The 24,701-nt window shown below is 63.8% G+C and carries 22 protein-coding genes; 14 read left to right on the forward strand and 8 right to left on the reverse strand.

What is annotated here, in order from left to right; genetic code table 11:
* Positions 1 to 35 precede the first annotated feature (35 nt).
* Entirely contained in the window at positions 36 to 2,459 is a 2,424-nt protein-coding gene (locus BKA03_RS12680; RefSeq protein ID WP_062074259.1) for a glycoside hydrolase family 94 protein, read from the reverse strand.
* A gap of 195 nt (positions 2,460 to 2,654) precedes the next feature.
* Between BKA03_RS12680 and BKA03_RS12685 the strand changes: the two genes are divergently transcribed.
* The gene (locus BKA03_RS12685) at positions 2,655 to 2,951 is read left to right on the forward strand and encodes a PLD nuclease N-terminal domain-containing protein (protein WP_062074260.1); all 297 of its coding nucleotides are present in this window, start codon (positions 2,655 to 2,657) and stop codon (positions 2,949 to 2,951) included.
* 71 nt (positions 2,952 to 3,022) lie between these two features.
* A complete protein-coding gene (gene dcd, locus BKA03_RS12690) occupies positions 3,023 to 3,598 on the forward strand; it encodes a dCTP deaminase (protein WP_062074261.1) in 576 nt (191 codons plus the stop codon).
* A gap of 48 nt (positions 3,599 to 3,646) precedes the next feature.
* Here dcd and BKA03_RS12695 read toward each other — a convergent pair whose 3' ends face one another.
* Entirely contained in the window at positions 3,647 to 4,189 is a 543-nt protein-coding gene (locus BKA03_RS12695) for a GtrA family protein (RefSeq protein WP_083971169.1), read from the reverse strand.
* Positions 4,190 to 4,339: 150 nt separating this feature from the next.
* Between BKA03_RS12695 and BKA03_RS12700 the strand changes: the two genes are divergently transcribed.
* The 5 genes from BKA03_RS12700 to BKA03_RS12720 all read left to right on the forward strand — a co-directional run bounded on the left by BKA03_RS12700 (position 4,340) and on the right by BKA03_RS12720 (position 9,996).
* Positions 4,340 to 5,545: a nucleotide sugar dehydrogenase gene (locus tag BKA03_RS12700; protein ID WP_062074262.1), complete on the forward strand. Its 1,206-nt coding sequence runs from the start codon at positions 4,340 to 4,342 to the stop codon at positions 5,543 to 5,545.
* On the forward strand, positions 5,542 to 6,303 hold the full coding sequence (locus tag BKA03_RS12705) for a glycosyltransferase (protein WP_062074263.1): 762 nt from the start codon (positions 5,542 to 5,544) through the stop codon (positions 6,301 to 6,303). The genes BKA03_RS12700 and BKA03_RS12705 overlap by 4 nt, the downstream gene beginning before the upstream one ends.
* Positions 6,296 to 7,327 carry an NAD-dependent epimerase/dehydratase family protein gene (locus BKA03_RS12710; RefSeq protein WP_062074264.1) on the forward strand — a complete coding sequence of 344 codons (1,032 nt, stop codon included), beginning with the start codon at positions 6,296 to 6,298 and terminating at the stop codon, positions 7,325 to 7,327. Before BKA03_RS12705 ends, BKA03_RS12710 begins: the two co-directional genes overlap by 8 nt.
* A 25-nt stretch (positions 7,328 to 7,352) precedes the next feature.
* Positions 7,353 to 8,681, forward strand: coding sequence for a hypothetical protein (locus BKA03_RS12715; protein ID WP_062074265.1), 1,329 nt, complete (start codon positions 7,353 to 7,355; stop codon positions 8,679 to 8,681).
* Between the two features lie 379 nt (positions 8,682 to 9,060).
* Entirely contained in the window at positions 9,061 to 9,996 is a 936-nt protein-coding gene (locus BKA03_RS12720; RefSeq protein ID WP_062074266.1) for an NAD-dependent epimerase/dehydratase family protein, read from the forward strand.
* Positions 9,997 to 10,010: 14 nt separating this feature from the next.
* Here the strand turns inward: BKA03_RS12720 and BKA03_RS12725 are convergent, their stop codons facing one another.
* Positions 10,011 to 10,808: an aldolase/citrate lyase family protein gene (locus BKA03_RS12725; protein ID WP_062074267.1), complete on the reverse strand. Its 798-nt coding sequence runs from the start codon at positions 10,806 to 10,808 to the stop codon at positions 10,011 to 10,013.
* 190 nt (positions 10,809 to 10,998) lie between these two features.
* Here BKA03_RS12725 and BKA03_RS12730 point away from each other — a divergent pair, with 190 nt between their 5' ends.
* Positions 10,999 to 11,694: an HAD hydrolase-like protein gene (locus tag BKA03_RS12730; protein WP_062074268.1), complete on the forward strand. Its 696-nt coding sequence runs from the start codon at positions 10,999 to 11,001 to the stop codon at positions 11,692 to 11,694.
* A 34-nt stretch (positions 11,695 to 11,728) separates the two neighbouring features.
* On the opposite strand, the gene BKA03_RS12735 is transcribed toward BKA03_RS12730, so the two are convergent.
* From BKA03_RS12735 to rfbF, 3 genes are read right to left on the reverse strand one after another with little or no spacing between them, the layout of a single operon-like run.
* Positions 11,729 to 13,528 (reverse strand): thiamine pyrophosphate-binding protein, encoded by a 1,800-nt coding sequence (locus BKA03_RS12735; protein WP_062074269.1) that lies wholly within the window; start codon positions 13,526 to 13,528, stop codon positions 11,729 to 11,731.
* On the reverse strand, positions 13,522 to 14,484 hold the full coding sequence (locus tag BKA03_RS12740; protein WP_202965707.1) for a glycosyltransferase family 2 protein: 963 nt from the start codon (positions 14,482 to 14,484) through the stop codon (positions 13,522 to 13,524). Before BKA03_RS12740 ends, BKA03_RS12735 begins: the two co-directional genes overlap by 7 nt.
* A complete protein-coding gene (gene rfbF, locus BKA03_RS12745) occupies positions 14,466 to 15,230 on the reverse strand; it encodes a glucose-1-phosphate cytidylyltransferase (RefSeq protein ID WP_274518617.1) in 765 nt (254 codons plus the stop codon). The genes BKA03_RS12740 and rfbF overlap by 19 nt, the downstream gene beginning before the upstream one ends.
* A gap of 204 nt (positions 15,231 to 15,434) precedes the next feature.
* On the opposite strand from rfbF, the gene BKA03_RS12750 reads away from it, so the two are divergent.
* Genes BKA03_RS12750 through BKA03_RS12765 form a run of 4 tightly spaced genes read left to right on the forward strand, consistent with a single transcriptional unit; the run spans position 15,435 to position 19,804 of the window.
* Positions 15,435 to 16,937 (forward strand): DUF2029 domain-containing protein, encoded by a 1,503-nt coding sequence (locus BKA03_RS12750; protein ID WP_062074272.1) that lies wholly within the window; start codon positions 15,435 to 15,437, stop codon positions 16,935 to 16,937.
* Between the two features lie 54 nt (positions 16,938 to 16,991).
* On the forward strand, positions 16,992 to 18,317 hold the full coding sequence (gene rfbH / locus BKA03_RS12755) for a lipopolysaccharide biosynthesis protein RfbH (protein ID WP_062074273.1): 1,326 nt from the start codon (positions 16,992 to 16,994) through the stop codon (positions 18,315 to 18,317).
* Positions 18,318 to 18,320: 3 nt separating this feature from the next.
* Positions 18,321 to 19,337, forward strand: coding sequence for a CDP-glucose 4,6-dehydratase (rfbG, locus tag BKA03_RS12760; RefSeq protein ID WP_062074274.1), 1,017 nt, complete (start codon positions 18,321 to 18,323; stop codon positions 19,335 to 19,337).
* Positions 19,334 to 19,804: a GtrA family protein gene (locus tag BKA03_RS12765; protein WP_062074275.1), complete on the forward strand. Its 471-nt coding sequence runs from the start codon at positions 19,334 to 19,336 to the stop codon at positions 19,802 to 19,804. The genes rfbG and BKA03_RS12765 overlap by 4 nt, the downstream gene beginning before the upstream one ends.
* Here BKA03_RS12765 and BKA03_RS12770 read toward each other — a convergent pair.
* Both BKA03_RS12770 and BKA03_RS12775 read right to left on the reverse strand, forming a co-directional pair.
* Positions 19,801 to 21,339, reverse strand: a complete 1,539-nt coding sequence (locus tag BKA03_RS12770) for a glycosyltransferase family protein (protein WP_152649470.1) — start codon at positions 21,337 to 21,339, stop codon at positions 19,801 to 19,803. The two genes, BKA03_RS12765 and BKA03_RS12770, sit on opposite strands and share 4 nt — an antisense overlap.
* Positions 21,336 to 23,024 carry a hypothetical protein gene (locus BKA03_RS12775; RefSeq protein WP_062074277.1) on the reverse strand — a complete coding sequence of 563 codons (1,689 nt, stop codon included), beginning with the start codon at positions 23,022 to 23,024 and terminating at the stop codon, positions 21,336 to 21,338. The genes BKA03_RS12770 and BKA03_RS12775 overlap by 4 nt, the downstream gene beginning before the upstream one ends.
* On the opposite strand from BKA03_RS12775, the gene BKA03_RS12780 reads away from it, so the two are divergent.
* Positions 23,025 to 23,228, forward strand: a complete 204-nt coding sequence (locus BKA03_RS12780) for a hypothetical protein (RefSeq protein ID WP_062074278.1) — start codon at positions 23,025 to 23,027, stop codon at positions 23,226 to 23,228.
* A complete protein-coding gene (locus tag BKA03_RS12785) occupies positions 23,225 to 24,700 on the forward strand; it encodes a hypothetical protein (RefSeq protein ID WP_152649471.1) in 1,476 nt (491 codons plus the stop codon). The genes BKA03_RS12780 and BKA03_RS12785 overlap by 4 nt, the downstream gene beginning before the upstream one ends.
* The last annotated feature ends 1 nt before the right edge of the window (position 24,701 follow it).

Here is a 24,701-nt window from a genome sequence, read left to right on the forward strand (position 1 = left end):
CAAGCCAGCCACCGGCGTCGGCGGCGCAACCAGCGCTAGAGAGTCGCGGTGACCTGCACAATCGAACCCGCGACGGCATAGGGAACGGTGTTGCCCTCGATGGGCACACCGTCGACAGTGAGCCTGGCGCCCTTGGCGCCCGTGCTCTTGACGTTGATGACATACGTGGCGCCGCGGATCTGGCGGCGGACGGTGTACTCGCCCACCTCCTCGCCTATGCACGGGTCGACCACGAGGCCGTCGTAGTCGGCGCGCACGCCGAGCAGGTACTGCGAGACCGTCACGAAGTTCCACGAGGCGGTACCGGTGAGCCACGAGTTCTTGGCCTCACCGTGACGCGAGGCGTCCTTGCCGGCGATCATCTGCGCGTACGCATAGGGCTCGAGGCGGTGCACCTCGGAGATCTCCTCGCGGTAGGCGGGAGCGATCTGCTTGTAGTACTCCCAGGCGTACTCCGCGCGGCCAACGATCGTCTCGGCGATGATCACCCAAGGGTTGTTGTGGCAGAAGATGCCACCGTTTTCCTTGTAGCCCGGCGGGTACGTTGACACCTCGCCCAACTCGATCTTGTACGTCGTGTAGGCGGGATTCTGGAGCACCATGCCGTGGGGCGTGTTGAGACGTTCGCGGCACGAGTCGAGCGCCTTGATGGCCTTGCCGTCGTCGATGCCGATGCCGCCCATGATGCAGTAGCCCTGCGGTTCGATCCAGATCTTGCCCTCGTCGGTATCGTTCGTGCCGACTTTGTTTCCGTAGAAGTCGTAGGCGCGCAGGAACCACTCGCCGTCCCAACCGTGGTCGACGACGGCCTGCTTCATGTCCGCCACCGCACTCTCGGCACGGTCCGCCTCGGCATCGTCGCCACGACGGCGAGCGAGCACCGCGTAGTCGGGCCCGATGGCCGCGAACATTCCGGCGATGAAGACCGACTCGGCCACGCCTCCCGCCTGGTTCTCGGTGGTCTGGAAGGACTCACCGGGAGTCGAGGAGAAGCAGTTGAGGTTGAGGCAGTCGTTCCAGTCGGCGCGCCCGATGAGGGGGAGGCCGTGAGGGCCGGCCTTCTCGAGCGGGTGGTTGAACGATCTCTTGAGGTGCTCCATGAGCGACTGAGCCTTGGACTCGTCGTTATCGAAGGGCACCATCTCGTCGAGGATGCCGAAGTCGCCGGTCTCCTTGACGTACGCGCCCACGCCCGCGATGAGCCACAGCGGATCGTCGTTAAAACCCGAGCCGAGCGCGTGGTTTCCGCGCTTGGTGAGCGGCTGGTACTGGTGATAGGCGCTGCCGTCCTCGAACTGGGTCGACGCGATGTCGATAATGCGCTCACGTGCGCGTTCGGGCACCAGGTGGACGAAGCCAAGCAGGTCCTGGCTCGAGTCGCGGAAGCCCATCCCTCGGCCCATGCCAGTCTCGAAGTACGAAGCGGAGCGAGACATGTTGTACGTCACCATGCACTGGTACTGGTTCCAGATGTTGACCATGCGGTTGAGCTTGTCATCGCCCGATTCCACCGTGTAGGAGCCCAGCAGCTGGTCCCAGTACGCCTTGAGTTTGGCGAATTCGGCATCGGTCGACTCGTTGGTCGCAAAGCGAGCGAGCAGCGCCTTGGCGCCGGTCTTGTTGATGACGCCTAGGGACTCCCACTTGTCGTCTTCCGCGTTCTCAAGGTAGCCGAGTACGAAGGTGTACGTCTTGGATTCACCGGGAGCGAGTTCGATCTCGAGTTGGTGCGAGGCGCACGGGTACCAACCCGAGGCGACCGAGTTTTCGGACTTCCCTGCATGGGGCACGGCGGCCTCGTGGAAGCCGTTGCCGTAGCCCAGGTAGGTGTCGCGGTCGGTGTCGAATCCCGCGATCGGGGCGTTGACGCCGTACACCGCGTAGTGGTTGCGTCGCTCGCGGTACTCGGTCTTGTGGTAGATCGCGCCGTCCTCGACCTCGACCTCGCCGATGCTCAGGTTGCGCTGGTAGTTCGTCTGGTCGTCTTCCGCGTTCCACAGGCAGAACTCGACGAATGAAAACATCGAGAACGACTTCGCAGCATCGGACGTATTCGTCACGGTGACCTGGTGGATCTCGGCGTTGACGTCGACGGGCACGAACAGCAGCACCGAGGCGCGCAGCCCGCCGCGCTCACCCGTGATTCGCGTGTAGCCCATGCCGTGACGTGTCTCGAAGAAGTCGAGCTCCGTCTTGTATGGACGGTACGAGGGGCTCCATACATCGCCGCCGTCGTTGATCGAGAAGAACCGACCGCCGTCGTCCACGGGGGTGTTGTTGTAGCGGTACCGCGTCAGGCGGCGCATCTTCGCGTCGCGGTAGAAGCAGTAGCCGCCGCCCGTGTGCGACACCAAGCCAAAGAACTCCTGCGCGCCCAGGTAGTTGATCCACGGGTAGGGAGTGTGCGGCGTCTCAATGACGTATTCGCGGGCTTCATCGTCGAAGTGACCGAACTGCATGTTGAGACCTTCCAGAAAGTGTGAGGGCCGTCGGGCCGTGGTCCAGCCTAACCCAATGATCGCGCTCTCACGAGGCCTCAAGGGCCACTCGTACGAGAAACTTTTCGATGGAACCGGTTCGAAACCGGCGAGTGGGCCCTACGCCCCCCGTGGCCCTCGGTGGACGAGTGTTTGAGTGAGCTCTAGGGTGAGGCCATGCGCTACCTCCTGCCGATACTTCTTTACATCGGATTGACGGCGTACGTCATCGCCGACATCGCTCAGCACAGGGACGAAGAGCCGTACCGACTTCCCAAGGTGCTTTGGGTTCTGATCGTCCTGTTCGCGCCGTACGTGGGCGCGCTTGCGTGGCTTTATGCGCGGTGGTCGAACCCGAGGCAGTCTCCGAGGTCGAGCGGTTACAGGGCGCCGAACCCCGACGACGACCCTGCGTTTAGGGTGTGGCTCAACGAGCAGGAACGACGCCGCAAGCGCCGCGACGGCGGCGAGTAGTTTCGCCCGCCGCCGCGTGCAGCGTCGCGCGCGAGCCCCCGACGTGGGAGTTGGCACGCTAGATTCATTCCATGCTGCTCTCGGACCGCGATATCCGCTCCCAGATCGACGCAGGCAGGGTCGCACTCGACCCTTACGAGCCAGCGATGATCCAGCCCTCGTCAATCGACGTGCGGCTCGACAAGTTCTTCAGGGTGTTCGACAACCACAAGTACGCCGCGATCGATCCCGCGATTGAGCAGCCAGACCTCACTCGTTTGGTCGAGGTCGAGTCCGGAAACCCCTTCGTCCTGCACCCCGGAGAGTTCGTACTCGGTTCCACGTACGAGTCCGTGACACTGCCGGATGACATTGCGGCAAGGCTCGAGGGAAAGTCCTCCCTGGGTCGGCTGGGGCTTCTCACGCACTCGACCGCCGGATTCATCGACCCCGGCTTTGAGGGCAACGTGACCCTTGAGCTGTCAAACACCGCGACGCTGCCCATCAACCTGTGGCCCGGCATGAAGATTGGCCAGCTGTGCTTCTTCCAGCTGAGCTCTCCTTCGGAGCACCCCTATGGGTCGAGCGCGTACGGCTCGCGGTATCGCGGCCAGCGCGGGCCGACGGCGTCGAAGAGCTACCTGAACTTCTACCGTACCGCCCTTTAGTAGGCCGCACGTCTGGCGCAAAAGTTGGCTCGGAGGGCCGACGCGCGGTTAGTCGAGGGTGGGCTCTGACCCAACAGTGGCGGCTGCGGCCTCGGCCAACGCCGCCGCTTCCACTTGGCGTCGGTGAAGGCCATCGGAACGGTGGTTGCCATAGACCCAGAAGCGATACATCAGGAACCTGAACGCCGTCGCAATTCCCAGGCCGATCACGTTCGCCGAAATGTTGTCCGCAAGTGCGCTCGTGTGCCCGAGCGTGTAGTGCGAGATGTAGAGACATCCCACGGCTATCCCCATTCCAAGCGCCGCGATCGCCGAAAACTCGAGCAACTCGAGCACAAAATTCGCTCGCCGACGGTCCTTGAAGGTCCAGTACCTATTGCCGAACCAGGTCACGATCGTGGCGACGGTGACCGACACAACCTTGGCGCCCACGGGCGTCGCGGCCCAGGTTCCTTGGCCGAGGTGTTCGAAACGGAGCACGTTGAAGATGCCGACATCGATGATGTAGCCGAACATGCCAACGACGCCAAACTTCATGGCATACGTCAGAAGCCCGCGGTACACGCGGATGATCAGTGCTCGCATCGCCATCGCGGACGCTCTCCCTAAGTTCTGGGCTCCGATTAGTGTACGGGCCGTCCGGCGGGACCAGCCTCCCCCCACCGGACCATATATGCTGTTCTGGCACTCGGCACGCGCGCGGGTGACTTACGTACGACTGTTTTTGGAGCGGGGTAGTCCATGTCAGAAGCGTTCACTCACGATGTCGTCGTCGTCGGTGGGGGGGGCCACGTTGGCTTGCCGCTCGCGATCGGCTTGGCAGACAGAGGTTCAAAGGTCGCGATCTATGACATCAACGCGGCCACAGTTGACGTCATCAATTCGGGGGTCATGCCGTTCACCGAGCCCGGCGCCGAGCCGAAGCTCAAGGCGAGCCTCGCGAACGGCCAACTGATCGCGTCGGCCGATCCGGCGATCGTTGGACAGGCCGCACACGTGATCGTCGTGATTGGCACTCCCGTCGATGAGCACCTGAACCCGGACCCGAACGCCATTCCGGCCGCTCTCGCTGACACGGCAACCTACTTCCGCGACGGCCAGATTCTGATTCTGCGCTCGACACTGTTTCCCGGAGTCACTGCCCTCGTTGAGCGCATGGTTGCCGACCTCGGTCTCGACATGGACGTTGCCTTCTGCCCCGAGCGGATCGCCGAGCACAAGGCAATGGAGGAGCTTTTCTCCCTGCCGCAGATCGTCTCGTCTCGCACGGACCGCGGACGGGAGCGTGCCGCGAAGTTGTTCTCGACCCTCACCGATGAGATTGTGCACCTCAGCCCAGAAGAGGCCGAACTCGCCAAGTTGTTCACCAACACGTGGCGCTACATCAAGTTCGCGGCGGCCAACCAGTTCTACATGATGGCCAACGAGCGCGGTCTCGACTACGAGGTCATACGGGAAGGCCTCAGCCGCAATTACCCTCGTGCCAAGGACATCCCGGGGGCGGGATTCGCCGCAGGCCCTTGCCTGTTCAAGGACACGATGCAGTTGGCCGCGTTCTCGGACAACAAGTTTGGGCTCGGCCACTCGGCAATGCTCGTGAACGAGGGTCTGCCGCTCTACGTGGTGTCGCAACTTGAGAAGCGCTACGACCTGTCACAGATGACCGTTGGAATCCTGGGCATGGCCTTCAAGGGCGGCTCGGACGACATCCGGTCCTCGCTGTCCTACAAGCTTCGTCGCGTGCTCAAGTTCAAGGCCAAGGCGGTGCTGTGCACCGATCCCCACGTCACTGAAGAGACAGACCCCACCCTCATTCCCCTCGCAGACGTGATCGCGAAGTCCGACATCCTGATCATTGCCACCCCGCACTCGGAATACCGCGGCTTGGTGATCGAAAAGCCCGTCGCCGACGTGTGGAACCTCCTCGGCAACGGGGTGGTGGTGTGACGCCGTCTCCACGCGTCAGCATCGTCATCCCCGCCTACAACGAGGGTGAGAACATCGTCGCCGGCCTCGACCGCATCGTCGAGGCAGTCACAAGCGACTTCGAACTCTTAGTTGTTGTCGACACCGACGGTGACACGACCATCCCCGTGGTGGACGCGTACCGAGACAAGCGCGTGCGTGCCGTAGTACAGACGTACGGCCGGGGACCGGCGAATGCCATCCGATACGGCATCGACTCGGCGGCGGCTCCCACCACGGTCGTCACCATGGCCGACGGGTGCGACGACCCGCAGCAGATCGACGACCTCGTTCGACTGATCGAGCGCGGCGTCGTCGTCGCGGCAGCATCGCGCTACATGGCTGGAGGACAACAGGTCGGTGGTCCTCGCTTCAAGGCCTTCTTGTCACGCACCGCTGGTCGAACCCTGTATTGGTTCGCCGGCGTCGGCACCCGAGACGCGACCAACTCGTACAAGGCCTACAACACCGACTTCGTGCGCCGTGTCGGCATCGAAAGTCGCGACGGTTTCGAGATCGGTCTGGAACTTGCAGCCAAGGCTAGGCGTCACCGCCAAGCGGTGGCCGAGATCCCCACCATCTGGCTCGACAGGACATTTGGCCAGTCCAATTTCAAGATGTCCAAGTGGATACCGAAGTACCTTCATTGGTACTTCTACGCTTACGGGGGCGCCAAGGGGATGCCTTCATCACCCGCAAGCCCCGATATCACCACCTCGAAGGGAAACAACCATGGCTAAGGTGCTCGTCACCGGGTCGGCAGGTTTCATCGGCGGCTACATCGTCGAGGAGCTTCTCAAGGGCGGCCACGAGGTCGTCGGAGTCGACAACTACTCCAAGTACGGCCCCGTCAAGAAGTCGTACGATGACCACCCCAATTACAAGCTCTACGTGGATGACGTCGAGAAGGTCGACCTCATGGCCGAGCTCGCCTCCGACGTGGACCACCTCATCGCTGGTGCCGCGCTCATCGGCGGCATCTCGTACTTCCACACGTACGCCTATGACCTGATCGCACAGAACGAGCGCATCCTCGCGTCGACGTGCGACGCGGCCATCAAGGCGTACGACGGTGGCAACGGCCGCCTGCAGAAGGTCACCTACATGTCGTCCTCGATGGTTTTCGAGTCGTCGACCCACTGGCCGTCCAAAGAGGGTGACGAGCGCAAGATCCCACCGCCGCTGTCGTCCTATGGATTCCAGAAGCTTGCGGTCGAGTATTTTGCGCGCGCCGCCTGGGACCAGTACAAGTTGCCCTACACGATCCTGCGTCCGTTCAACTGCGTGGGCATCGGTGAATCCCGTGCTCTCGGCGATGTCGAGATCGACTCCGGCAACGTCAAGCTCGCGATGAGCCACGTGGTCCCCGACCTGGTCCAGAAGGTCTTCAAGGGTCAGGATCCTCTCCACATCCTCGGCTCCGGCGAGCAGATTCGTCACTACACCTACGGCGGCGACCTTGCCCGCGGCATCGTGATGAGCCTGTTCCACCCCGACGCGATGAACAACGACTTCAACTTGTCCACGCCCGACGGTCACTCGGTGACGCAGCTATCCGAGATCATCTGGCGCAAGATCAAGGGTTCTGACGTGCCCCTCTCGTTTGCGCACGACGAGGGCTTCGAGTACGACGTGCAGCGTCGGGTTCCCGATACCTCGAAGGCCAAAGAAATCTTGGGCTTCGAGGCCAACACCAAGCTCGAGGACATGCTCGACGAGGTCATCCCCTGGATCGCAGCCGCTATCGAAGAGGGAACGATCTAGGTTTCCCGAGGCAGCCTCCTTCACCATGAGGAGCATCAGTCGAGGGGCGTTCGCGGGCGGTGCGTACTTAGGGGGCGTCCGGACGCCTTCCGCACGGTTCGACGCCCTCGTCATGCTCGCTGGCACCGCAGTCGGGGCGGCGATCCTGCTCGCTCGCCGCCCCCTCAGGGCCCTCGACGTCTCGTGGGCTGAAGACGGAGCCGTTTTCCTCCACGATGCGGCCACCAAGGGAATCTCGGCGCTGTTCGATACCTACTCGGGGTATCTCCACACCGTCCCCCGCCTGAACGCCATGGTCATCGCCGCCGCCGTTCCGGTCCAATGGTGGGCGGTTGCATGCGCGGTCGCCGCCGCTCTCGTGGCAGCCAGTTGCATCACCACGATCGCGGTTGTGGCCGCCCGGGTCGTGCGATCAAAGCTGGTCATCGGGGGTCTCTGGTGGGCCCTCATCGCGCTTCCCGTCGCGGGGGGCGAGGTGGTCGTCACCCTCGCTAACCTCCACTGGTATCTCATGGTGGCTGCGGTGTGGTGCGTTGCGTTTCCAACCAACGAACGACGCATCATCATCCTGACCTCGGCCGTGATCGCGTTGGCCATCTTGTCGGATCCTCTTGGGGCGGTTCTCGTGTGGCCCGTGCTTGCCGTCCGTATCGCGGTACGCCCGTGGCGTGAGGGCACCTGGGCTCTCGCGGCAGCGGGCGTCGCCACCGCGATTCAGGGTGTCGCCAGCCTCGCGAGCATGAACGAAAGGACCCTGGCCGAGACACAGCCCAGCCTCTTTGACCATGTCAACGAGTTTGGGTTACGGGTGGTCCTTGTGGGACTCGTCGGCGTCACTGTGGCGACGTGGCTCGCGGCCAACGTCGCACACATCTTGCAAGTAGCCGCCGTGATTGGCTTGGTTGGCGTCGCGCTGGGCGCCTATTTCGGGCCCACGCAACGGTGGAGGGTGGTCACCTTCTTGGGCATGGCGGTAGGCCTCAATGCCGTGCTGTACACCTTGCAGGGTCAGTTCATGGGCGCCAGCGCCTGGACCGACTTCACCCTCGGGGACCGATATGCAGTTGCCCCTGTCGCGTTGTTTGTGAGCGCCCTCGCGTTCGCGGCGGATGGGCTCGCGCGAGCAGGGGGTGCACGCGGCACTATCGCCCTTGCCGCGTTCTTGGTCATAGCGGTCGCGCCGGGTCTCAGGGACTTCAACTGGGGAGACAAGCGGGCCGAGACTGCACGCTGGTCTGTCTCCGTGCGCGAGGCACGGACTGAGTGTGCGACGGGCGTCGATCACGTCCACATTCCGATCGGACCAGTGCCACCGTGGTCCGTCCAACTGCCGTGTTCGCTGATCGGCGACTGAGTAACAAAGGAACCGCGTCGTGAGCACTTCTGGACGACTTCTGGGGGTGGCATGCGGCACTCCGGCGCCCTCCAACGCACAAGTCAATGGCGCGTCGGCCCACCTACCCGCATTCGGGACGGGCGGGATCTGTGGCCACGCGGTCGCGCTCCCAGCGGCTGCGAGATGTGGAACGAAGTCCGTCGAAGTGCTCGACAGGGGTAGCCTTGCGGGAAGAATTCCCTGACTCTAGCGTTGAGCGTGGCTTGCTTGGCACGTGCTCTGCGCGAACCTGCCGTCCAGTGTGATCCCTGCTCCACAAGGCAAGGTGCTAACGCCTTGCTTCGATCCTGGCAATGAACTCGTGAGCCGTTGCGCGGGAAGGAACCCCCTCAAAGCCATGACGCAACTGACTCACGCGGTGGCGCGCGACCTCTGGTCCCGCTCGCTAGACGCGGATGACCGGGTACTGGTCCTTGGGGCGTCCGGCTGGTTCGGACGCACGGCTGTCGCGTTGCTTGCGGACGTCCGTTGCCCCACCTTCTTCATCGCGAGCACAAGCAAGCAGATCATGGTTGGTGGAGTGCAAGCGCTCTGCGAACCATGGGACGAGCGCGCGGTGCGGGCCTTCGCGCCGACGGTCGTGCTCGACTTTGCCTTCCTCACTCGCGACGTGGTCGCGACGATGCCGCTCGCCGACTACGTCGCCGCAAACGAGGCGCTGACGTCGAAACTGCTCGCGGCCGCAGGCCTGCCGTCGGTGCGTCGCATCGTCACGATTTCGAGCGGGGCCGCCGTGTACCCCGACGACGCGTTGCTTCACCCCATGGACGCGAACCCATACGGCTGGCTCAAGCGCCACGCCGAGGACGCTCTCGCCGAGTTGGCCGAGTCGCGTTCCCTGTGTGCGGTGGTAGCACGCGCCTGGAGCGTATCGGGCGCCTTTGTCCAAAAGCCTGCAAGCTATGCGCTTTCCGACATGATCACGCAAGCGAACCGAGGTGCCATTCATATCCGGGCGACGAGGCCCGTGTATCGCCGCTACGTGAGCGTCGAGGACCTGCTCGCCGTCGCCCTTGCGAGCGCGACGACGCCAGGGGTCCTCACCATTGACAGCGGCGGCCCGTTACTTGAAATGGGCGAACTCGCCCATGTGGTCGCCAGAGTCGTCAATCCGTCTGCGACGATCACCAGGGCCGAACCAGATGGCAGCGACCCCGACAGGTACTACGCCGCGAGCGAGTCATGGAATGGAGCTTGCCGTGCCTCGGGACACACGCCCAACGACATCGAAGGCCAGGTGACGATTGCCGCAGCGGGCCTCCGCGGTCGCTAGGCAACCCCGAACTCTTACTGGTTGAGCAGGTGCCAGCGTGACTCGAGCATCTCGATACGCTTCGCGTCCTCGCTTGTGATGCGACCGTAGTAATCGCGCTTGTTGGTGAGCCACAGCAACTCGAAGTGAACCGCGTTGACGAGACCCTCGTGAACGTTGCCGATCGTGGCCGCGTGGCCGCCGAAGACCACCTTGCGAGTTTCGAAGCGGGTCAGGTGCACCGCGGCAACTTCCTTGACGATGTCGAGCGTGTCCGACGACACCGCGCCGCCCATCACGAAGTCGAGCCCGGCCGCCTTGGTCTTAGCTGCCGCGTTCAACACGTAGTCGGTGATGCGCGGGGTGTTGATGGTCTCGCGCGTTTCACCGAGCGAACCGCAGAAGTCGACGCGGCCAAAGACGATTCCCTGGACCCCGCCCTGCGCCGATGCGATCGCGAGGATCTCGTCCAGGTTGTTGTACGCGGTGATCGTCTCCAGGTTGAACAGGAAGTCGGTGTCGATCGACTCGTCCTCGTTGTAGACGATGTTCTTCGCCTGGACATACTTGGACACCGCATACGGGGTCTCGACCATGGGCGCCACGATGTAGCGCACGCCGATCTGCTTGGCTTCCAACAGGTCGCGCATCGCCTCGCAGCCGCCGATCTTCACCGTGAGAGGAAGCCCGGCCGTGCGAGAGATGTCGACCAATCGCAATAGCTCGTCGACGCGCGTTCCCTCGGCCTCAAACTCCGCCTTGACGCTCACGACGCCATACTCTTCCTTGCCTTTACGCAGGATGTCGGCCATCAGGCGTTCGGTCGTATTCATCTTCCCCAACTCTCAGTCATGGTGTCCGCACCCCGGTCTCACCGTCTCTCTAACCGCAAGAAGGCACGCGCTAAAGGGCCGGAAGGCGACTGTGACGTCCCCGCGAGCCCCGCATGAAATCTTAGTGCGTATCGAAGACGCCCATGCCCGCAAGGCCCAGCCATCGCGACCTCGCCGATAGGGTCGAGGGATGGACACACCCCTGACCCACACGGCAGATGTGGGCGCTCCGGCGCGGCCGTACTCCAGCGTGCTATTCGACCTTGACGGCACGATCGCCGATTCCGCCCCTGGAGTCGTTGGTAGCGTCCAGGAGGCCTTCGCGAGGTCGGGACTCGAGGCGCCGCCGCTGAGCGAACTCATGACGTGGCTAGGGCCGCCGATGCTGTTCTCGCTGTGCGAGCGAGCGGGCCTGGAAGAGGAGACCGCACAGCACGTGCTCACCCACTACCGGGCACACTACGACTCGATAGGGCTCCTTAACGCAGAGCCCTACCCGGGCGTGAGGGATGTGCTGCTGGCGCTGAATGCGGCTGGCGTGCCGCTCGCGATCGCCACGTCCAAGCCGGAGGGGCCCGCCAGGGCCATGCTCGATCACCTGGAACTGACGGGTCACTTTGCCGTGGTTCGCGGCGCGATGGATTCGGCGGGTCGTTCGTCGAAGCGCGATGTCCTCGCAGCGGCGCTCGATGGGCTCGCTGAGGGCAACCTCCTAGGGAACCGACCCGCGATGATCGGGGACAGACACCACGACATCGGCGCGGCCGTCGAACTGGGCGTCGCGTCCATCTTTGCCACATGGGGATACGGCACCGTGGACGAGGCCGCAGGGGCCTCCGCCATCGCGACCACCCCGCTCGACCTCATCGAGTTACTGCTCGGCTGATCGCACCAGGCCTGTTGCGCGACGCTGAGAAGGCTCAGACGTCGAGGTAGCGGAACACACGCACGGCAACATCCTCGGAAAGGTCGGGGCTCATGAGGTGCAACGGATTCGACCGCATCGAACCGTCGGGCTGCACCGCTGACATGATCTTCGGGAAGTACGTCTGCTCCGGGTCAATGGGCACCTCGATCAGCGCAGGACCTGGTGCAGCGATCGCTTGACCCACGGCTCCACCGAACGGGTCGCTGGGATCCATCCGTGCGAAGCGAATCCCATAGGACGCCGCGAGGGTCTCCCATCGGGGCAGGCCAAGGCCCGTGGACTCATCGCAACCAATCCACGCGCCACCGAAGTAGTTGCGCTGCGTCATGCGAATCGAGGCGTAGCCACCGTTGACCATGAGGAAGATCTTCACGGAACATCCGGTCGCGGCGAGCGTGCCCAGTTCCTGCAGGTTCTGGGCGAAGCCGCCGTCACCCTCCGTCAGGAAGACGGTGCGGTCGGGGTTCGCGAGCGCAGCGCCGATCGATCCTGCGAGGCCGTAACCCATGCTGGCGAGCGACTTGTCGCCCACGAGCTTCTGGTCGGCCCGCATCCGCAACGACTGCATCGACACGGTCGCCGCGCCGCCGCTGCTGCACGGAAGCACCACATCGCGGGGACCGGCTATATCGCAGATGCCCATCGCCAACTCGTAAGGCTTGACGAATCCCTCGGCCGTGACATTGACCGCCTCGTTGAGGGGCAGCTCGCGGCGCACGTCCTTGATGAACGATCGCCATTCTGCCCACCGCGCTGGCGCGGGAAGCGATCCCGTGTACAGGTCGAAGAGGAACCGGTCCGCATCGCCCCTGAGCGGCAAATCGACGCGCGGATGACCCTTGGTAAGTTCCGCCTCATCGATCTCGACCTGCACCACACGGCCGACTGAGGCGAACTGCTGCCAGGAGAAGCCCGTCTGCTGGAGGCCAAGTCGGGCGCCGACGGCGATCACTAGGTCTGCCTGCTGCACCAACACATTCGCCGACCGCTGGCCCCACGTATCGGGACGCCCGGCGTACATCGGGTGTTCTGTGGGGACCCGATCCGCGCCATTCCATGTGGTCATGAGAGGGATTCCCGCCGCCGCCGTCTCCTCGACAAGGGTGCGGATGGTGGCGCGCGACGCACCGCCGCCCACGAGAACGACGGGGCGGGCGGAATCAGAAAGCCACTCTCGCACCCGGTCGATGTCCGCGGTGGACACCGCATCCACATCGGGCAACCACGCGGGGAAGGCGCCAACGCCGTCGTCGGGAAGAGGAGCCGCGGCCGTCGCGTCGAGACATATTTCTAAGAACACGGGGCCCATGCGGGGCTCGCGTCCCTGGTGGACGAGCGCCATGATCTCGTCGCGCGGCACGGGAGCTTCGATGCGTAGCGAAGCCTTCGAGATGCTCTCGACAAGCGCCATTCCATCGATCTCCTGGATTCCGCGCTGGCGCACCTCGCCGTTTGCCAGGTCTTCCTTCTTCACCTGTCCGGCGATGACAAGAAGTTCCCTGCTCTCTTGCCATGCTCCCGCAACTCCAGTGAGGGTGTTGGTGACGCCGGGGCCCGCCGTGACCAGGACGAAAGCTCGCCCGCCCTCGGGGTCGCGCGCTGCATTGAAATACTCGGCGCCGATCGTGGCACCCACTTCGTGGATGAAGGGCACGCACGTCATGCGACTCCGCACCGAGTCGAGCAGGTGCATGATGTTGCCGCCGGCGACGAAGAAGCAATGGGTGTAGCCGTCCTCCTTCAGCCAGTCGATCAGCTGATCCGAGTACTTGACGGGCGCCACGGCTACCATCCGATCTTCCTCGAGATGATGTAGTTCGGGCGCTGCTTGACTTCCTCGTAAATGAGGCCGACGTACTCGCCGACGACTCCCACCAGCAGCGTCAAGACCCCAAAGCCGACCAGCATGATCCCGATGAGCGTGCCGAATCCGTTGAAGGGCACACTGAACGCGAGCGCCTTGACGGTGAGCACCACGAGCGAGATGGCGGCGACGAAAGTCATCACGAATCCGGTGATAGTGATGAGACGCAGCGGCACGTACGAGTGGGCAAAGATCCCCTTGAACGCGAGGTCGAGCACCTTGAGGCTGTGTGCGTTCGAGACACCAGCGAACCGCGCCTCGCGCACCATCGGCAGTCCGATCGACTTGAACCCCGTCCACGAGACCAGGCCCCTGACGAAGCGGTTGCGTTCCTCCATGGCCCGCACGGCCTCGTACACCTTGCGGTCGATGAGCCGGAAGTCGCTCGCGTTGCGCGGAATACGGTCCTCGGTGAGCTTGCCCGCAAGCCAATAGAAGGCCTTGGAGTTGAAGGTCCTCAGAGGTCCGGTTCCGGTGCGCTTGGTCACCACCCCGTAGACGTTCTCGTAGCCCTCCTCCCACTTGCGGATAAAGTTCGGGATGAACTCAGGTGGGTCCTGGAGGTCCGCGGCCATGAGGATGCACGCGTCGGCGTCGACCACGCTCAGCCCTGCGGTCAGGCCGCCGTCCATGCGAAAGTTCCGCGCGAGCTGGAGCACCTTGAAGCGCGCATCGGCCGCGGTGATGGCCTCGAGCTTCTCCATGGTGCTGTCCACGGAGCCGTTCTCAATGACGATGCATTCGAAGTCGTATGCGGACTCCGTGTCGAACATGATGGTCAATCGCCGTGCCAACTCGTCGATGCTGTCCTCTTCGTTGTACGCCGGTACAACAAGCGCGATTCTCTTCTTGGCTGAGGTGTCCATCACTTCCAGATCTTCCATGGAGCGGCGCCCGTGTCCCACAGGTCGTTGAGCATGATCGATTCACGGTAGGTGTCCATCGGTTGCCAGAACCCGTCGTGCTTAAAGGCAGCGATCTGTCCCCGATCCGCCAACTCGTGGAGCGGTTCCTGCTCGAGCACCGAGTTGTCTTCAAGAACGTCAAAAATACCGGGCTCAAAGATGAAGAACCCGATATTGATCCAATCGTCGCTGCGCGGCTTCTCCCTGAACTGACGCACCCCGCCGTCCTCCGCCACGTCCACCACACCAAAGCGGGTGGTGGGCTGGGTGGTAGTCATCGTGGCGGTCTTGCCGTGCCCGGCGTGGAATGCCTGCAACGCCTTGAGGTCAATGTTGGCGATGCCGTCGCCGTACGTGCACAGGAACGGCTCGTCTCCCAGGTATTTCTGTACCCGCTTGATGCGACCACCCGTCATGGTCGCGGCTCCGGTGTAAGCCACGGTGACCGTCCAGTCGAACTCATCATGCGCGCCATGGACCACCATGCTTGATGGGTCGCCCAACTTGACGGTGAAGTCCTGATTCGCGGCACCGTAGTTCGCGAAGTAGTTCTTGATGAACTCGCTCTTGTACCCGGTGCAAATCACGAAGTCGTTGATGCCCTGCTCGCCTAGGATCTTCATGATGTGCCACAGCACCGGCTTACCGCCGACTTCCACCATCGGCTTCGGGCGGAATTCGGTTTCCTCGCGCATGCGGGTGCCCAGACCTCCAGCGAGAAGCACGGCTTTCACGGTTTCGCACGTCCGTTCGACGAGATCTAAATGAGGACGCTAGTCGACCTCATCGGTTACGCGCCCACCTTACTACCGGGAATTCGGTAGCGTGGCGCGCTGGCGCGCGCCCATGAACCGAGCCGGTAGCATCGACGCACACGCAGTTGGACGGGCCTTCCCTGACCACAGGACGCGAGCAAGGAGCCAGGCGCGATGCCGCTGAGGACCACCATGGTGAGAAGTGCCACGAACGCCCTCGCGCGAAGCCGACGAGCCGCTTCGACACTGACTTCATCGGTACGCGCCGGGTACTCACCGAGCGCCCTACTCATCGCCGCCGTCCTTATTGGGGGCGCGCTATTCCTCGGCACGAGCGTCGTCGCGTCGTATCAAGGCGTCGACGTCGTCAGTTCGCTGTCGTTCATTCCTCAGGACGATCACTGTCCCGATGGCGATCCCAACACGTCCGGCGTCGGCACGCACTGCTTCAGCGACTATTACCAGGTCGTTGAATTCGTCCACTCAGAGAACCCATGGTCGGATCACAAGTCGAACTACTCGGCCTCGGGGATGCTCCCCAACGTGATCACTAGTTGGATCGGCGACGTGGCTGGCAGTCCCAGGGCCGGCCTGATGTCTTTTCTGCTGCTGCTGACTGCGGCGCTCGTCACCCCCGCGGTTTGGGCAAGTCGGGGCAAGTCATTGACGCCGAGACTGGTTGCCTTGGGCGCCTTCGGCCTTCTCACCGTTCCGGCCCTGTCGGCTCTCGACAGAGGGAACAGTGCGGCCCTTGCCGTTCCCGCCCTTTTGGCCTTTCTCGTCGCGATTCGCCGCGGCAAATTTGCCGGCGCCGTCGTTGCCATCACCGCGGCCTCCCTGATCCGCCCACAATTCCTCATTTTGATTGCCGTGCTGTGGGCCCTGCGCAAGTGGCGCCTGTCCGTCGTTGCGCTCCTCTCCGTAGGACTGACCAACCTGTTTGCGTACGCGGCATGGCCGCGGGCTTTCCCGCAGACTTTGGTCGACTCCGTGATCGCCGTGGTGCACTACGGCAGGCAGTATTCGATGGCCGCCGACTATCCGCCCAACGTGTCGCTCGGTAAAGGCGTCTACGAGCTCGACCGGCTGTTACTGGGATTCGGGGGCGAGCCTCTTGGCGGGTTAGGGATCGCGCATTACGGTGGCATCGCTGCGTTCATCGTCGCGACCATCGTGATCCTGCTGGTCATCGCGCTCGGCCGCGAGCTCCCCGTGCTCCTGTCGGCCAGCCTCGTGTTAATGAGCGCCACTCTCTTTCCGGGAGCCACGTGGTCGTACTCCCTCTCGTCATGCCTCGCAATCGCCGCGGTATTGCTGCGCGATCCGCTCGACGCCTCGCCCGACCGCGACCGGTGGAGGGGCGCCCTCGACGGCGTCGCCAAGACTCGAATGCAGGCCGCGGCGATCGGGCTCTTCGTCCTCGCCACGGCGGCGAGTCTCACGCGGATCCTGTTGCCGCACATCCTCACGTTGGATCCGACGCAGTACCCGGGAGGCCAGGTGATCGCGTCCACGACGGCGTCTCTCGCACCGATGCTGTGGATTCTGGCGAGCGCCGTCGTGATCGTCGCGTGGGGCCGGGGTCACCTAACGGAAACGATCCCCCTTGGTAATCTCGACGCGAACGCCTACGGCGAGCCGGCCACGGAAGTCCAGGCTGCCACCCACGCCCCGTAGTCGCGGCTAAGATTGGTGAACCTGTGGCGCCCGGGGGGCGAAGCACCGCTGCATATGAGGAGACAGATCATTTCCGACCTAGAACGCAAGTCGATTCTCGACCAGGTGCGCCAATACGCGGAGACCAAGCTCGCGAAAGCGGAGTTCGTCCCCGGTGAGTCGACTGTGCCCGTGTCCGGCAAGGTCCTTGACCCCGAGGACTTCGCTGCCCTGGTCGACGCTTCTCTGGACGGCTGGTTCACCGCGGGACGGTTCCATACCAAGTTCGAGGAGGCGCTCGCCACGTACGTGGGCGCGCGCAGCGCCCTGTTCGTCAACAGCGGTTCGAGCGCGAACTTGGTGGCACTGAGTGGCCTCACGAGCCCCAAGCTGGGCAGGCGGGCCCTCAAGCCGGGCGACGAGGTCGTCACCGTGGCCGCTGGGTTCCCGACCACCGTTAACCCGATCATTCAGAACGGCCTTCGCCCCGTCGTCGTCGACGTCGAACTCGGCACCTACGACGCGATCGGCGACCGCCTGCGGGAGGCCATCGGGCCAAAGACGCGCGCCATCATGATGGCCCACACCCTGGGCAACCCCTTCGACCTCGGCGTGGTCCAGGAACTCTGCAAGGAGCACCGGCTCTGGCTGGTCGAGGACTCGTGCGACGCGCTCGGGTCGACGTACAACGGCCAGCGCACCGGCAGCTTTGGTGACACCGCGACCGTGAGTTTCTACCCCGCCCACCACATCACCACGGGTGAGGGCGGCGCCGTCTTCGTCAAGTCGCCGCTGGTGCGCAAGCAGGTCGAGTCCTTCCGCGACTGGGGTCGCGACTGCTATTGCGAGACGGGCCACGACAACACGTGCGAAAAACGCTTCGAGTGGCAGTTGGGCGACCTCCCGATGGGCTACGACCACAAGTACATCTACAGCCACATCGGCTACAACCTCAAGGCCACCGACATGCAGGCCGCGCTGGGGCTCTCGCAACTTGACAAGCTCGACGGCTTCGTGGCCGCGCGCAAGCGCAACTTTGCCTACCTCGAGAAGCGTCTTACCGGAGTCGAGGGGTTGATCCTCCCCCGCGCCACGCCCAACTCGGATCCCTCGTGGTTTGGCTACCCGATCACGCTCGACCCGGAGCACCCCGTCGACCGCTCCGCGCTCATGCGGTTCCTCGACGGGCGCAAGATCGGCACCAGGCTCATCTTCGCTGGAAACCTCATGAAGCAGCCCGCTTACCGTGGCGTCGACTTCAGAGTGGTCGGCGACCTCACCAACACCGACATCGTCATGAACCGCGCGTTCTGGGTGGGCGTCTACCCGGGCCTCACGGAGCCGATGCTCGACTACGTCGCGGACTCGATCATCGAGTTCGTCACGGCGGCGGCGAGGTAGGCAATGCACTACCTGGTCACCGGGCACACGGGCTTCAAGGGCAGTTGGCTCACGCTGATGCTGACCGGCCGTGGTCATACGGTGTCGGGGCTGTCGCTCGACCCTGTCGCCGGGTCTCTCTTTGAGCGGGCCCGCATCGGCGAGCTCGTGGAGCGCGACCACCGCGTCGACATTCGCGACGCCGAAGCCACCGCGCGGGCCATCACCGAAACGGCGCCCGACGTGGTACTCCACCTCGCGGCCCAGCCGCTCGTGAGGGAGTCCTACCGTGCGCCGCGCGCGACATTCGAGACCAATGCGATGGGCACGCTCAACGTCATCGAGGCGGTGCAGAACACCCCGTCGGTCAAGGCCCACGTGGTGATCACCACCGACAAGGTGTACCGGAACGTCAACCAGGCGGCTGGCTACGTCGAGACCGACCCGCTGGGCGGCTTCGACCCTTACAGCGCCTCCAAGGCGATGGCCGACCTGCTGGTGCAGTCGTGGGTGCGGTCCTTCCTCGGCACGCCCACCGCGATTGCGCGGGCTGGCAACGTCATCGGCGGGGGCGACGTGTGCGACGGCAGGCTGCTCCCTGACCTGATCGAGGCGTTCTCTGAGGGCCGCTCGCCCCTGCTCAGGTACCCGGAGTCGGTTCGGCCGTGGCAGCACGTGCTCGATTGCCTCAACGGCTACCTCAGCCTCGCCGACGCCCTCCTCGGCGGACGCGGCACGGGCGAATGGAACTTTGGTCCAGGCCCCGACAGCTTTGTCGACGTGGCGCACGTAGCCGAGTTGGTGGCGTCGCTCTACGACACCACCGCCACGTGGACGCGTGACGAGGGCGACCACCCGCATGAAGCGGGACTCCTGGCGCTCGACGCCACGAAGGCCGAGTCTGAACTGGGCTGGCACAACAAGCTCACTTTCGCCCAAAGCGTCGGCTGGACGGTCGAGTGGGAGAAGGCGACGCAGTCGGGGGCCGACGCTAGGGCTACCGCGGCCGGTCAGGTTGCCGACTTCGAAGTGCTCGCGTGAGCTTCGATCTCCCCGAGGAAGAAGCCCCACGGCGCAAGGGCCTGCTACTTCGCCTCATCAAGGACCAGCGCATCGCGTTCCTCATCGTCGGCGGTGTCAACACCGTCGTGGGCTTCGTCCTATTCGTGGCAGTGGACCGCACGCTCGGCCAGTGGGTCGACGGCACCTTCGGCACCGTCGCCGGCTCACTGTCGACGCTCTTCGTCGCTCACATCCTCGGCGTGCTCTCCGCATTCGTGCTGTACCGGCGCTTCGTATTCAAGGTCGAGGGCCACGTGTGGAGAGACCTCGGGCGCTTTGAGAGCGTCTACCTGACCTCGCTAGGAATCAACGCAGTCGCGCTACCCCTCGTCGTCGAATGGGGAATGACTCGCATCGTGGCCCAGGCCGTCATCACGGTGGCCCTCGCCATCATCAGCTACTTTGGGCACAGGCACTTCTCCTTCCGCCGCAAGGCCGAGGCCTAGTTCCTGACGTAGAGCGTGCACGACTCGCAGTGCAAAACGCCCCGCCGCTTCGTGAAGTCCTTGTTCAATACCACAGTGAACTCCGGGTACACGAGTTCGAGGCTCGCCGACGTGTCAGCGCCAAAGAATGGTGGCCCGCTCGCGTCAATGACGCAATCGGCATTTGCTATGCCCTTGCTGACGATCGGACGAGCGGCCTCAAGGTTGGCGGGCGTTGACCTCAATCCGAGCGTATTCATGAACGGCACGGTGTTTTCCCAGGAGTAATACACGTATAGTTCCGCCGCCCAACCCCAGACGAGCACGTGCGACCCTGCAGGACAGGCCGCAGCCACGGCCGCATCTCGCGGCACCGAGTCCGCGCTGAGACCGGCGCGTACCGTGCTAGGACCGGCAATGATCAACCTGTCACTCGCGATGCCAAAGACCATCACGTCGAGAAGACCGACGAGGGCCAAGCCTGCCAGTGCGCGGCGCGCACGGAGATCCCTTGCCCACGGAATGAGGCGCGCACCTTTGCGCACCGGCTGCGCAGCCGCGAGGGCAAGCGCAATGTAGAGAAACCACAAGTAGTGGGGGAAGGCCATGCCGCCCGCAGCCACAGCGATGAAGCCGCTCAACGCCAAACCGATGCGCGTGATCATCACCCGGCGCGAGGACAGTGAACTCAGCCGCGCGAGGAGGATCAATACCAGCACGACGTAGACCTGGCGTGAAAACAGCCACACGAAGTTCGCCACCCGCGAGGCGACATCGAGTTTGCCCGCGTAGGCGGATAGAAACGACAGGTTCTGACGAATCAGGTCTAGCGAGACCGAGGGCGAGATCACGAGCGCAATGGCGATGATCGCGAATGGTGTCGCGGCTCCCGCCACCCACCACGCGCTTGCCAGCAACGTCCTCCGCCTCGACTGGTGTGTCGAGATCAACTGGGCGATGAGCAGCGCGCCCGCTACCGGAACCACTTGGTACTTGGACCCGACCGCGAGGCCACAGAGGAGCCCCACCGGAGCAAAGAGCCACGGACGTGAGGCCAGCGAAGCCGGACGAAAGAGCGCCGCGGACAGGACTAAGACGGATGGCAAGAGCTCCGTGGTCAGCGCGCCGAAGTCGCTCCGGGCGCCCACGGGAAAGATGAGCGCCAAAGGCAACCACATCATCACGGCAACCAAGAGCCCCTTGGCGTTACCGAGTACACGGCGCATGAGAATCCAGACGAGGAAGCCCATGATTCCCGTGAGGATCGCTGCCAGCAGGTGCGCCGAGGCGATCGTGAGAGGGTAACCAAGATGGCCGAGAACCGCCAGGAACATCGGCCAGATGGGACCCGTCGTTCCCATGGTCCATGTGGTGAACGGCAGAATGGATCGCTCGGCCGCATGGGCCTGCGCCATGAGTTCCGCCTCATCAGCGTTGAGGGGCTGCCACACTTGCAGCGCCCAACCACGCAGGGCCACCGTGACGGCGACGAAGAGGACCGGCACAGCGATATTGGCGATAAGCATCCCGCGCCGGGAGGCAAGCAGCCCCCTCATGACGCCAACTTAGGCGCGGCCGGCGTTGCAGTTTCGGGCGACGACGCGTGCGCGATCAGGACGCCGCCCACGCAAGCGCACACCCCCGCGACAGCCAGGAGGAGTCCCGCAGCGGAGAGTCCCCCGCCATTCGTCGCAGGCGCATAAACCACGATGGTTGCGGCCGCTTGAGTAGCGACTAGCGCCCACGCCAACCATGGGCGCCTGAGCGCCAGCCACGTCGTCGGCGCCGCGATGAGAAGAATGATCCAAACCTGTGAGCCTTGGTGGACAACTGTTGATCTCGGCATGAACATTAGGACGCACCACATGGCAATGGAAGCCGCGCTCGCGGCAACGGCGAAGAGTACGGCCTTATCGCCGGACCCGAGGCGCCGCCGCCTAGCGAAGAGCACGATTATCACCGCGAGAACAGCCAACAGCGCCGGGTATGCCAGGCCAAGGGCCGCGGTCGTCGTATAGAACTCCGCGCTCCTGCGACTCACCAGATCGGCGGTGCACCCGCAGTGAATGCCCGACCACGGGTTCGAGCCGATGACCGTCGCCAAGTTGTCGACTCGCCCAGACCACCACTCCGCGAGGGAGAGTGAACTCAGCGAGTCACTGATGGCGGTAAGCGCGCTACGCGGGTCGCCAGCGGAAATCACACCAGCGAGGTGCCATTTGATGAGTCTGTCTCCCGGCGGGTCGGCGAAGCGCTGATACAGCGCCCACGGAACGTAGACAGCTCCGCCCACAACTCCCGCTGCCACGACCGACCGCCACGCACTCCAATGGACCGAGCGCCGCAAAGCGATCAGACCAAGAATGATGACGAATGGAACGGCAAATGCGGCCGCACCGTGCGCCAGCATTCCAAACATGTAGGTCGCCACTGCCAACGCCAAGTTGCGGGCGACGTTGGAGGGTCGCCTGGCGGCCTCTATAAGGAAGGCGCAACTGACCAGAATTAGCGCAGCCGACATCATCTTGGGCCAAGTGAAAACCGTGTTGACGAGAGTGGTCCCCGTCACTGCCACCATGGCCACGCCCGCGAACGACGCCCTCCTGGGGATCGCCGCTGACCTCAGGAGTGCATAGAGCGCGGGGATCCACAGCGCCTGAGAGATGACGCTCGCGCCGAAGCCTTGGGCGACCGCCCCTGCGATCCGCAGGTCAAATACGCGTGTGAGGAGAATGAGTCCTGCCTGGAGGGGTGGGCGGTCGCTCCCGTTCCAGTCGAGCAGCAGCAGGTGGGTCGATTGCCCAGACGCAAGGCGGTCCGCAAACAGGACGGGCACGTGATTGTCGATGGGTAGCGGCGTTTCGGCAAAGCGTGCCTGCGCCAACTGGAAGGCGTCGAACTGCGTGTGCCACAGGTACAGGAAGCCGACGTACGCAACGATCGTTCCCGCGGTGATCAACACCATGGGCGCGACCTGGCGCCACGCGGTCCACGCCTTCATCCTGACGAGGATGGCCGCGCTCACCGCGACGATCACCAGAGAAATCAACTTTCCGGCTATGGGCGATGCCCATGTGACGAGGAAGACAACGTACGACGCGGCCGCCACACCAGTGACCCCCAGGGACACCCCAAGGTAATTCGAGCCTTCCCACCAGCGTCTGGTAACGCCTGCGGCCGCGGCCCCGATGAGCGCGGTGACGCCGCCCGCGACGAGGATCGAGATCAGGGAGTGGAACACGTGACGAGAATAGCCGCCGGATCACTACTTGCGGTCTTGCCCATCCGCACGGCCCTCACGCTGACCGAGCGGGCGGGCGCGGCCCAGGGGGCTTTCGACGGGATCGGATACCGGCAGGTATGGCGGCCTACGCATCGCCGTGTTGACGTTGACCCCGATGTCAGCGCTGGTGCGACCGTCATCGCCACGAGTGTCGCGGCATGAGTTTGATGCTGCAACGCGACCCGAGGGCCTTCACCGGCATCGCCCGCGACCGTGCATTTCCTCGCGAACTCCGGTGGCATACTTCTGGCATGGCGACGCCCACGCGAACACATGGACCAGCAGCCGGTTCGATCCACTTGTCAACGTTTTCTGACAAGGTGAGGGCCGTTTCCCCGCGCACTTGGCATCTCGCCACGCTTGCTGCCGGGTTGGTCTTCATCCTGTGGTTGCAGAAGGACCAATGGTTCTTCTTTGACGAGTGGGCCTTTCTCGAGCCAAACCACCCCGGACTCTTCGCACCTCACGTGGGCCACTGGAGCACGAGTCCCCTGCTCATCTTCATCGGGCTGCGCAAGTGGTTTGGGCTTGGCAGTTACTTTCCCTTCGCGCTCGGCGTGACTCTCATCCACCTGGCTGCGGCACACCTCACCTGGCGCATCAGCATCCGATCCGGAGCAAACGCATGGGTCGCCACCGCGGTCGCAAGCGTGTTCATCGCCCTGGGCGCCGGCTCCGAAAACATCCTCTGGGCGTTCCAAATCGGGTACCTCGGCGCGATCGCCCTTGGCTTGTTCGCGTTCCTGCTCGCGATGACGCCCCACATCACCCGCGGGCGATTCGTCACCGTTGTCGCGATCGCCCTGTTTTCACTCACGTGGTCGGGGACCTCGATCCCTTTGGTGGCGGCGACCGCCGCGATCCTCTGGGCGAAAAGCGGGAAGAGGCCCGCGATCACCTTCGCCGCGATCACGGGCCTCGTTTACCTCTCGTGGTACGTGGCATTCGCGCTCGGTAGCCCCAGCAATCCCGCCACGGGCGGGCTCGGGCTCCACAAGGTCCTCGTCCAGATGCCTGAATTCATCGGCGTCATGCTGTTGCTCGGCTTTCAGAGTGTGTTCCCCGTATGGGGTACGGGAACACTCGTGCTCCTCGGTCTCGCTACGTGGTTGGTCTTGGTGCGCTGGAAGCGACTCTCAGTTCCGGGTTTGTTGCCAGCGATGATCCTGACGGGAGCGGCCGCATTGTTCGCCTTCATGTCTGCCTTTAGCAGGGCCGAGTTTTCGGTGGGCAGCGGCCGATCGTCGCGCTACGTCTACTACATCGTGCTGTTGCTGTTGCCCCTGTGCGCCCTCGCTTTGAGCCGATTATGGGACAGGGGAATTGCGTGGCGGACGAGCATCGCTGCTGCGCTCGCAATTCTCCTCGTATTTCAGGGCTCGCAGTTGGCAAGCGCGGCTGCAGCCGAGTCTGGTCGCGAGTTGGGGTCGGAGCACGTCATCTCGGCCGCCCTGTACTTATGGGTGTCAGATCCAAAGAGCGTTGACTTGACGGCCCAACCGGATCCACAATGGGCGCCCGACGTCAACCTCGGGGACGTCGTCGTCATGTATGAAGGCGGCCAATTGCCAATCTCGAACTTTAGTTCTGGCGACCTCGCACGTGCAGTCGCGAACGTGGGCGTCAAACCGTAGG

Source organism: Demequina lutea, from assembly GCF_013409005.1.
Taxonomy (GTDB): Bacteria; Actinomycetota; Actinomycetes; order Actinomycetales; family Demequinaceae; genus Demequina; species Demequina lutea.

Excerpts from the sequence above, each read along its gene's own strand:
- BKA03_RS12720 (WP_062074266.1), top strand. The coding sequence starts at position 9,061 with ATGACGCAACTGACTCACGCGGTGGCGCGCGACCTCTGGTCCCGCTCG.
- BKA03_RS12710 (WP_062074264.1), top strand. The coding sequence starts at position 6,296 with ATGGCTAAGGTGCTCGTCACCGGGTCGGCAGGTTTCATCGGCGGCTAC.
- rfbH (WP_062074273.1), top strand. The coding sequence starts at position 16,992 with ATGAGGAGACAGATCATTTCCGACCTAGAACGCAAGTCGATTCTCGAC.
- BKA03_RS12685 (WP_062074260.1), top strand. The coding sequence starts at position 2,655 with ATGCGCTACCTCCTGCCGATACTTCTTTACATCGGATTGACGGCGTAC.
- BKA03_RS12735 (WP_062074269.1), bottom strand. The coding sequence starts at position 13,528 with ATGGTAGCCGTGGCGCCCGTCAAGTACTCGGATCAGCTGATCGACTGG.
- BKA03_RS12730 (WP_062074268.1), top strand. The coding sequence starts at position 10,999 with ATGGACACACCCCTGACCCACACGGCAGATGTGGGCGCTCCGGCGCGG.
- rfbG (WP_062074274.1), top strand. The coding sequence starts at position 18,321 with ATGCACTACCTGGTCACCGGGCACACGGGCTTCAAGGGCAGTTGGCTC.
- BKA03_RS12680 (WP_062074259.1), bottom strand. The coding sequence starts at position 2,459 with ATGCAGTTCGGTCACTTCGACGATGAAGCCCGCGAATACGTCATTGAG.
- BKA03_RS12725 (WP_062074267.1), bottom strand. The coding sequence starts at position 10,808 with ATGAATACGACCGAACGCCTGATGGCCGACATCCTGCGTAAAGGCAAG.
- BKA03_RS12700 (WP_062074262.1), top strand. The coding sequence starts at position 4,340 with ATGTCAGAAGCGTTCACTCACGATGTCGTCGTCGTCGGTGGGGGGGGC.
- BKA03_RS12750 (WP_062074272.1), top strand. The coding sequence starts at position 15,435 with ATGCCGCTGAGGACCACCATGGTGAGAAGTGCCACGAACGCCCTCGCG.
- BKA03_RS12770 (WP_152649470.1), bottom strand. The coding sequence starts at position 21,339 with ATGAGGGGGCTGCTTGCCTCCCGGCGCGGGATGCTTATCGCCAATATC.
- dcd (WP_062074261.1), top strand. The coding sequence starts at position 3,023 with ATGCTGCTCTCGGACCGCGATATCCGCTCCCAGATCGACGCAGGCAGG.
- BKA03_RS12740 (WP_202965707.1), bottom strand. The coding sequence starts at position 14,484 with ATGGAAGATCTGGAAGTGATGGACACCTCAGCCAAGAAGAGAATCGCG.
- BKA03_RS12785 (WP_152649471.1), top strand. The coding sequence starts at position 23,225 with ATGAGTTTGATGCTGCAACGCGACCCGAGGGCCTTCACCGGCATCGCC.
- BKA03_RS12695 (WP_083971169.1), bottom strand. The coding sequence starts at position 4,189 with ATGGCGATGCGAGCACTGATCATCCGCGTGTACCGCGGGCTTCTGACG.
- BKA03_RS12715 (WP_062074265.1), top strand. The coding sequence starts at position 7,353 with ATGAGGAGCATCAGTCGAGGGGCGTTCGCGGGCGGTGCGTACTTAGGG.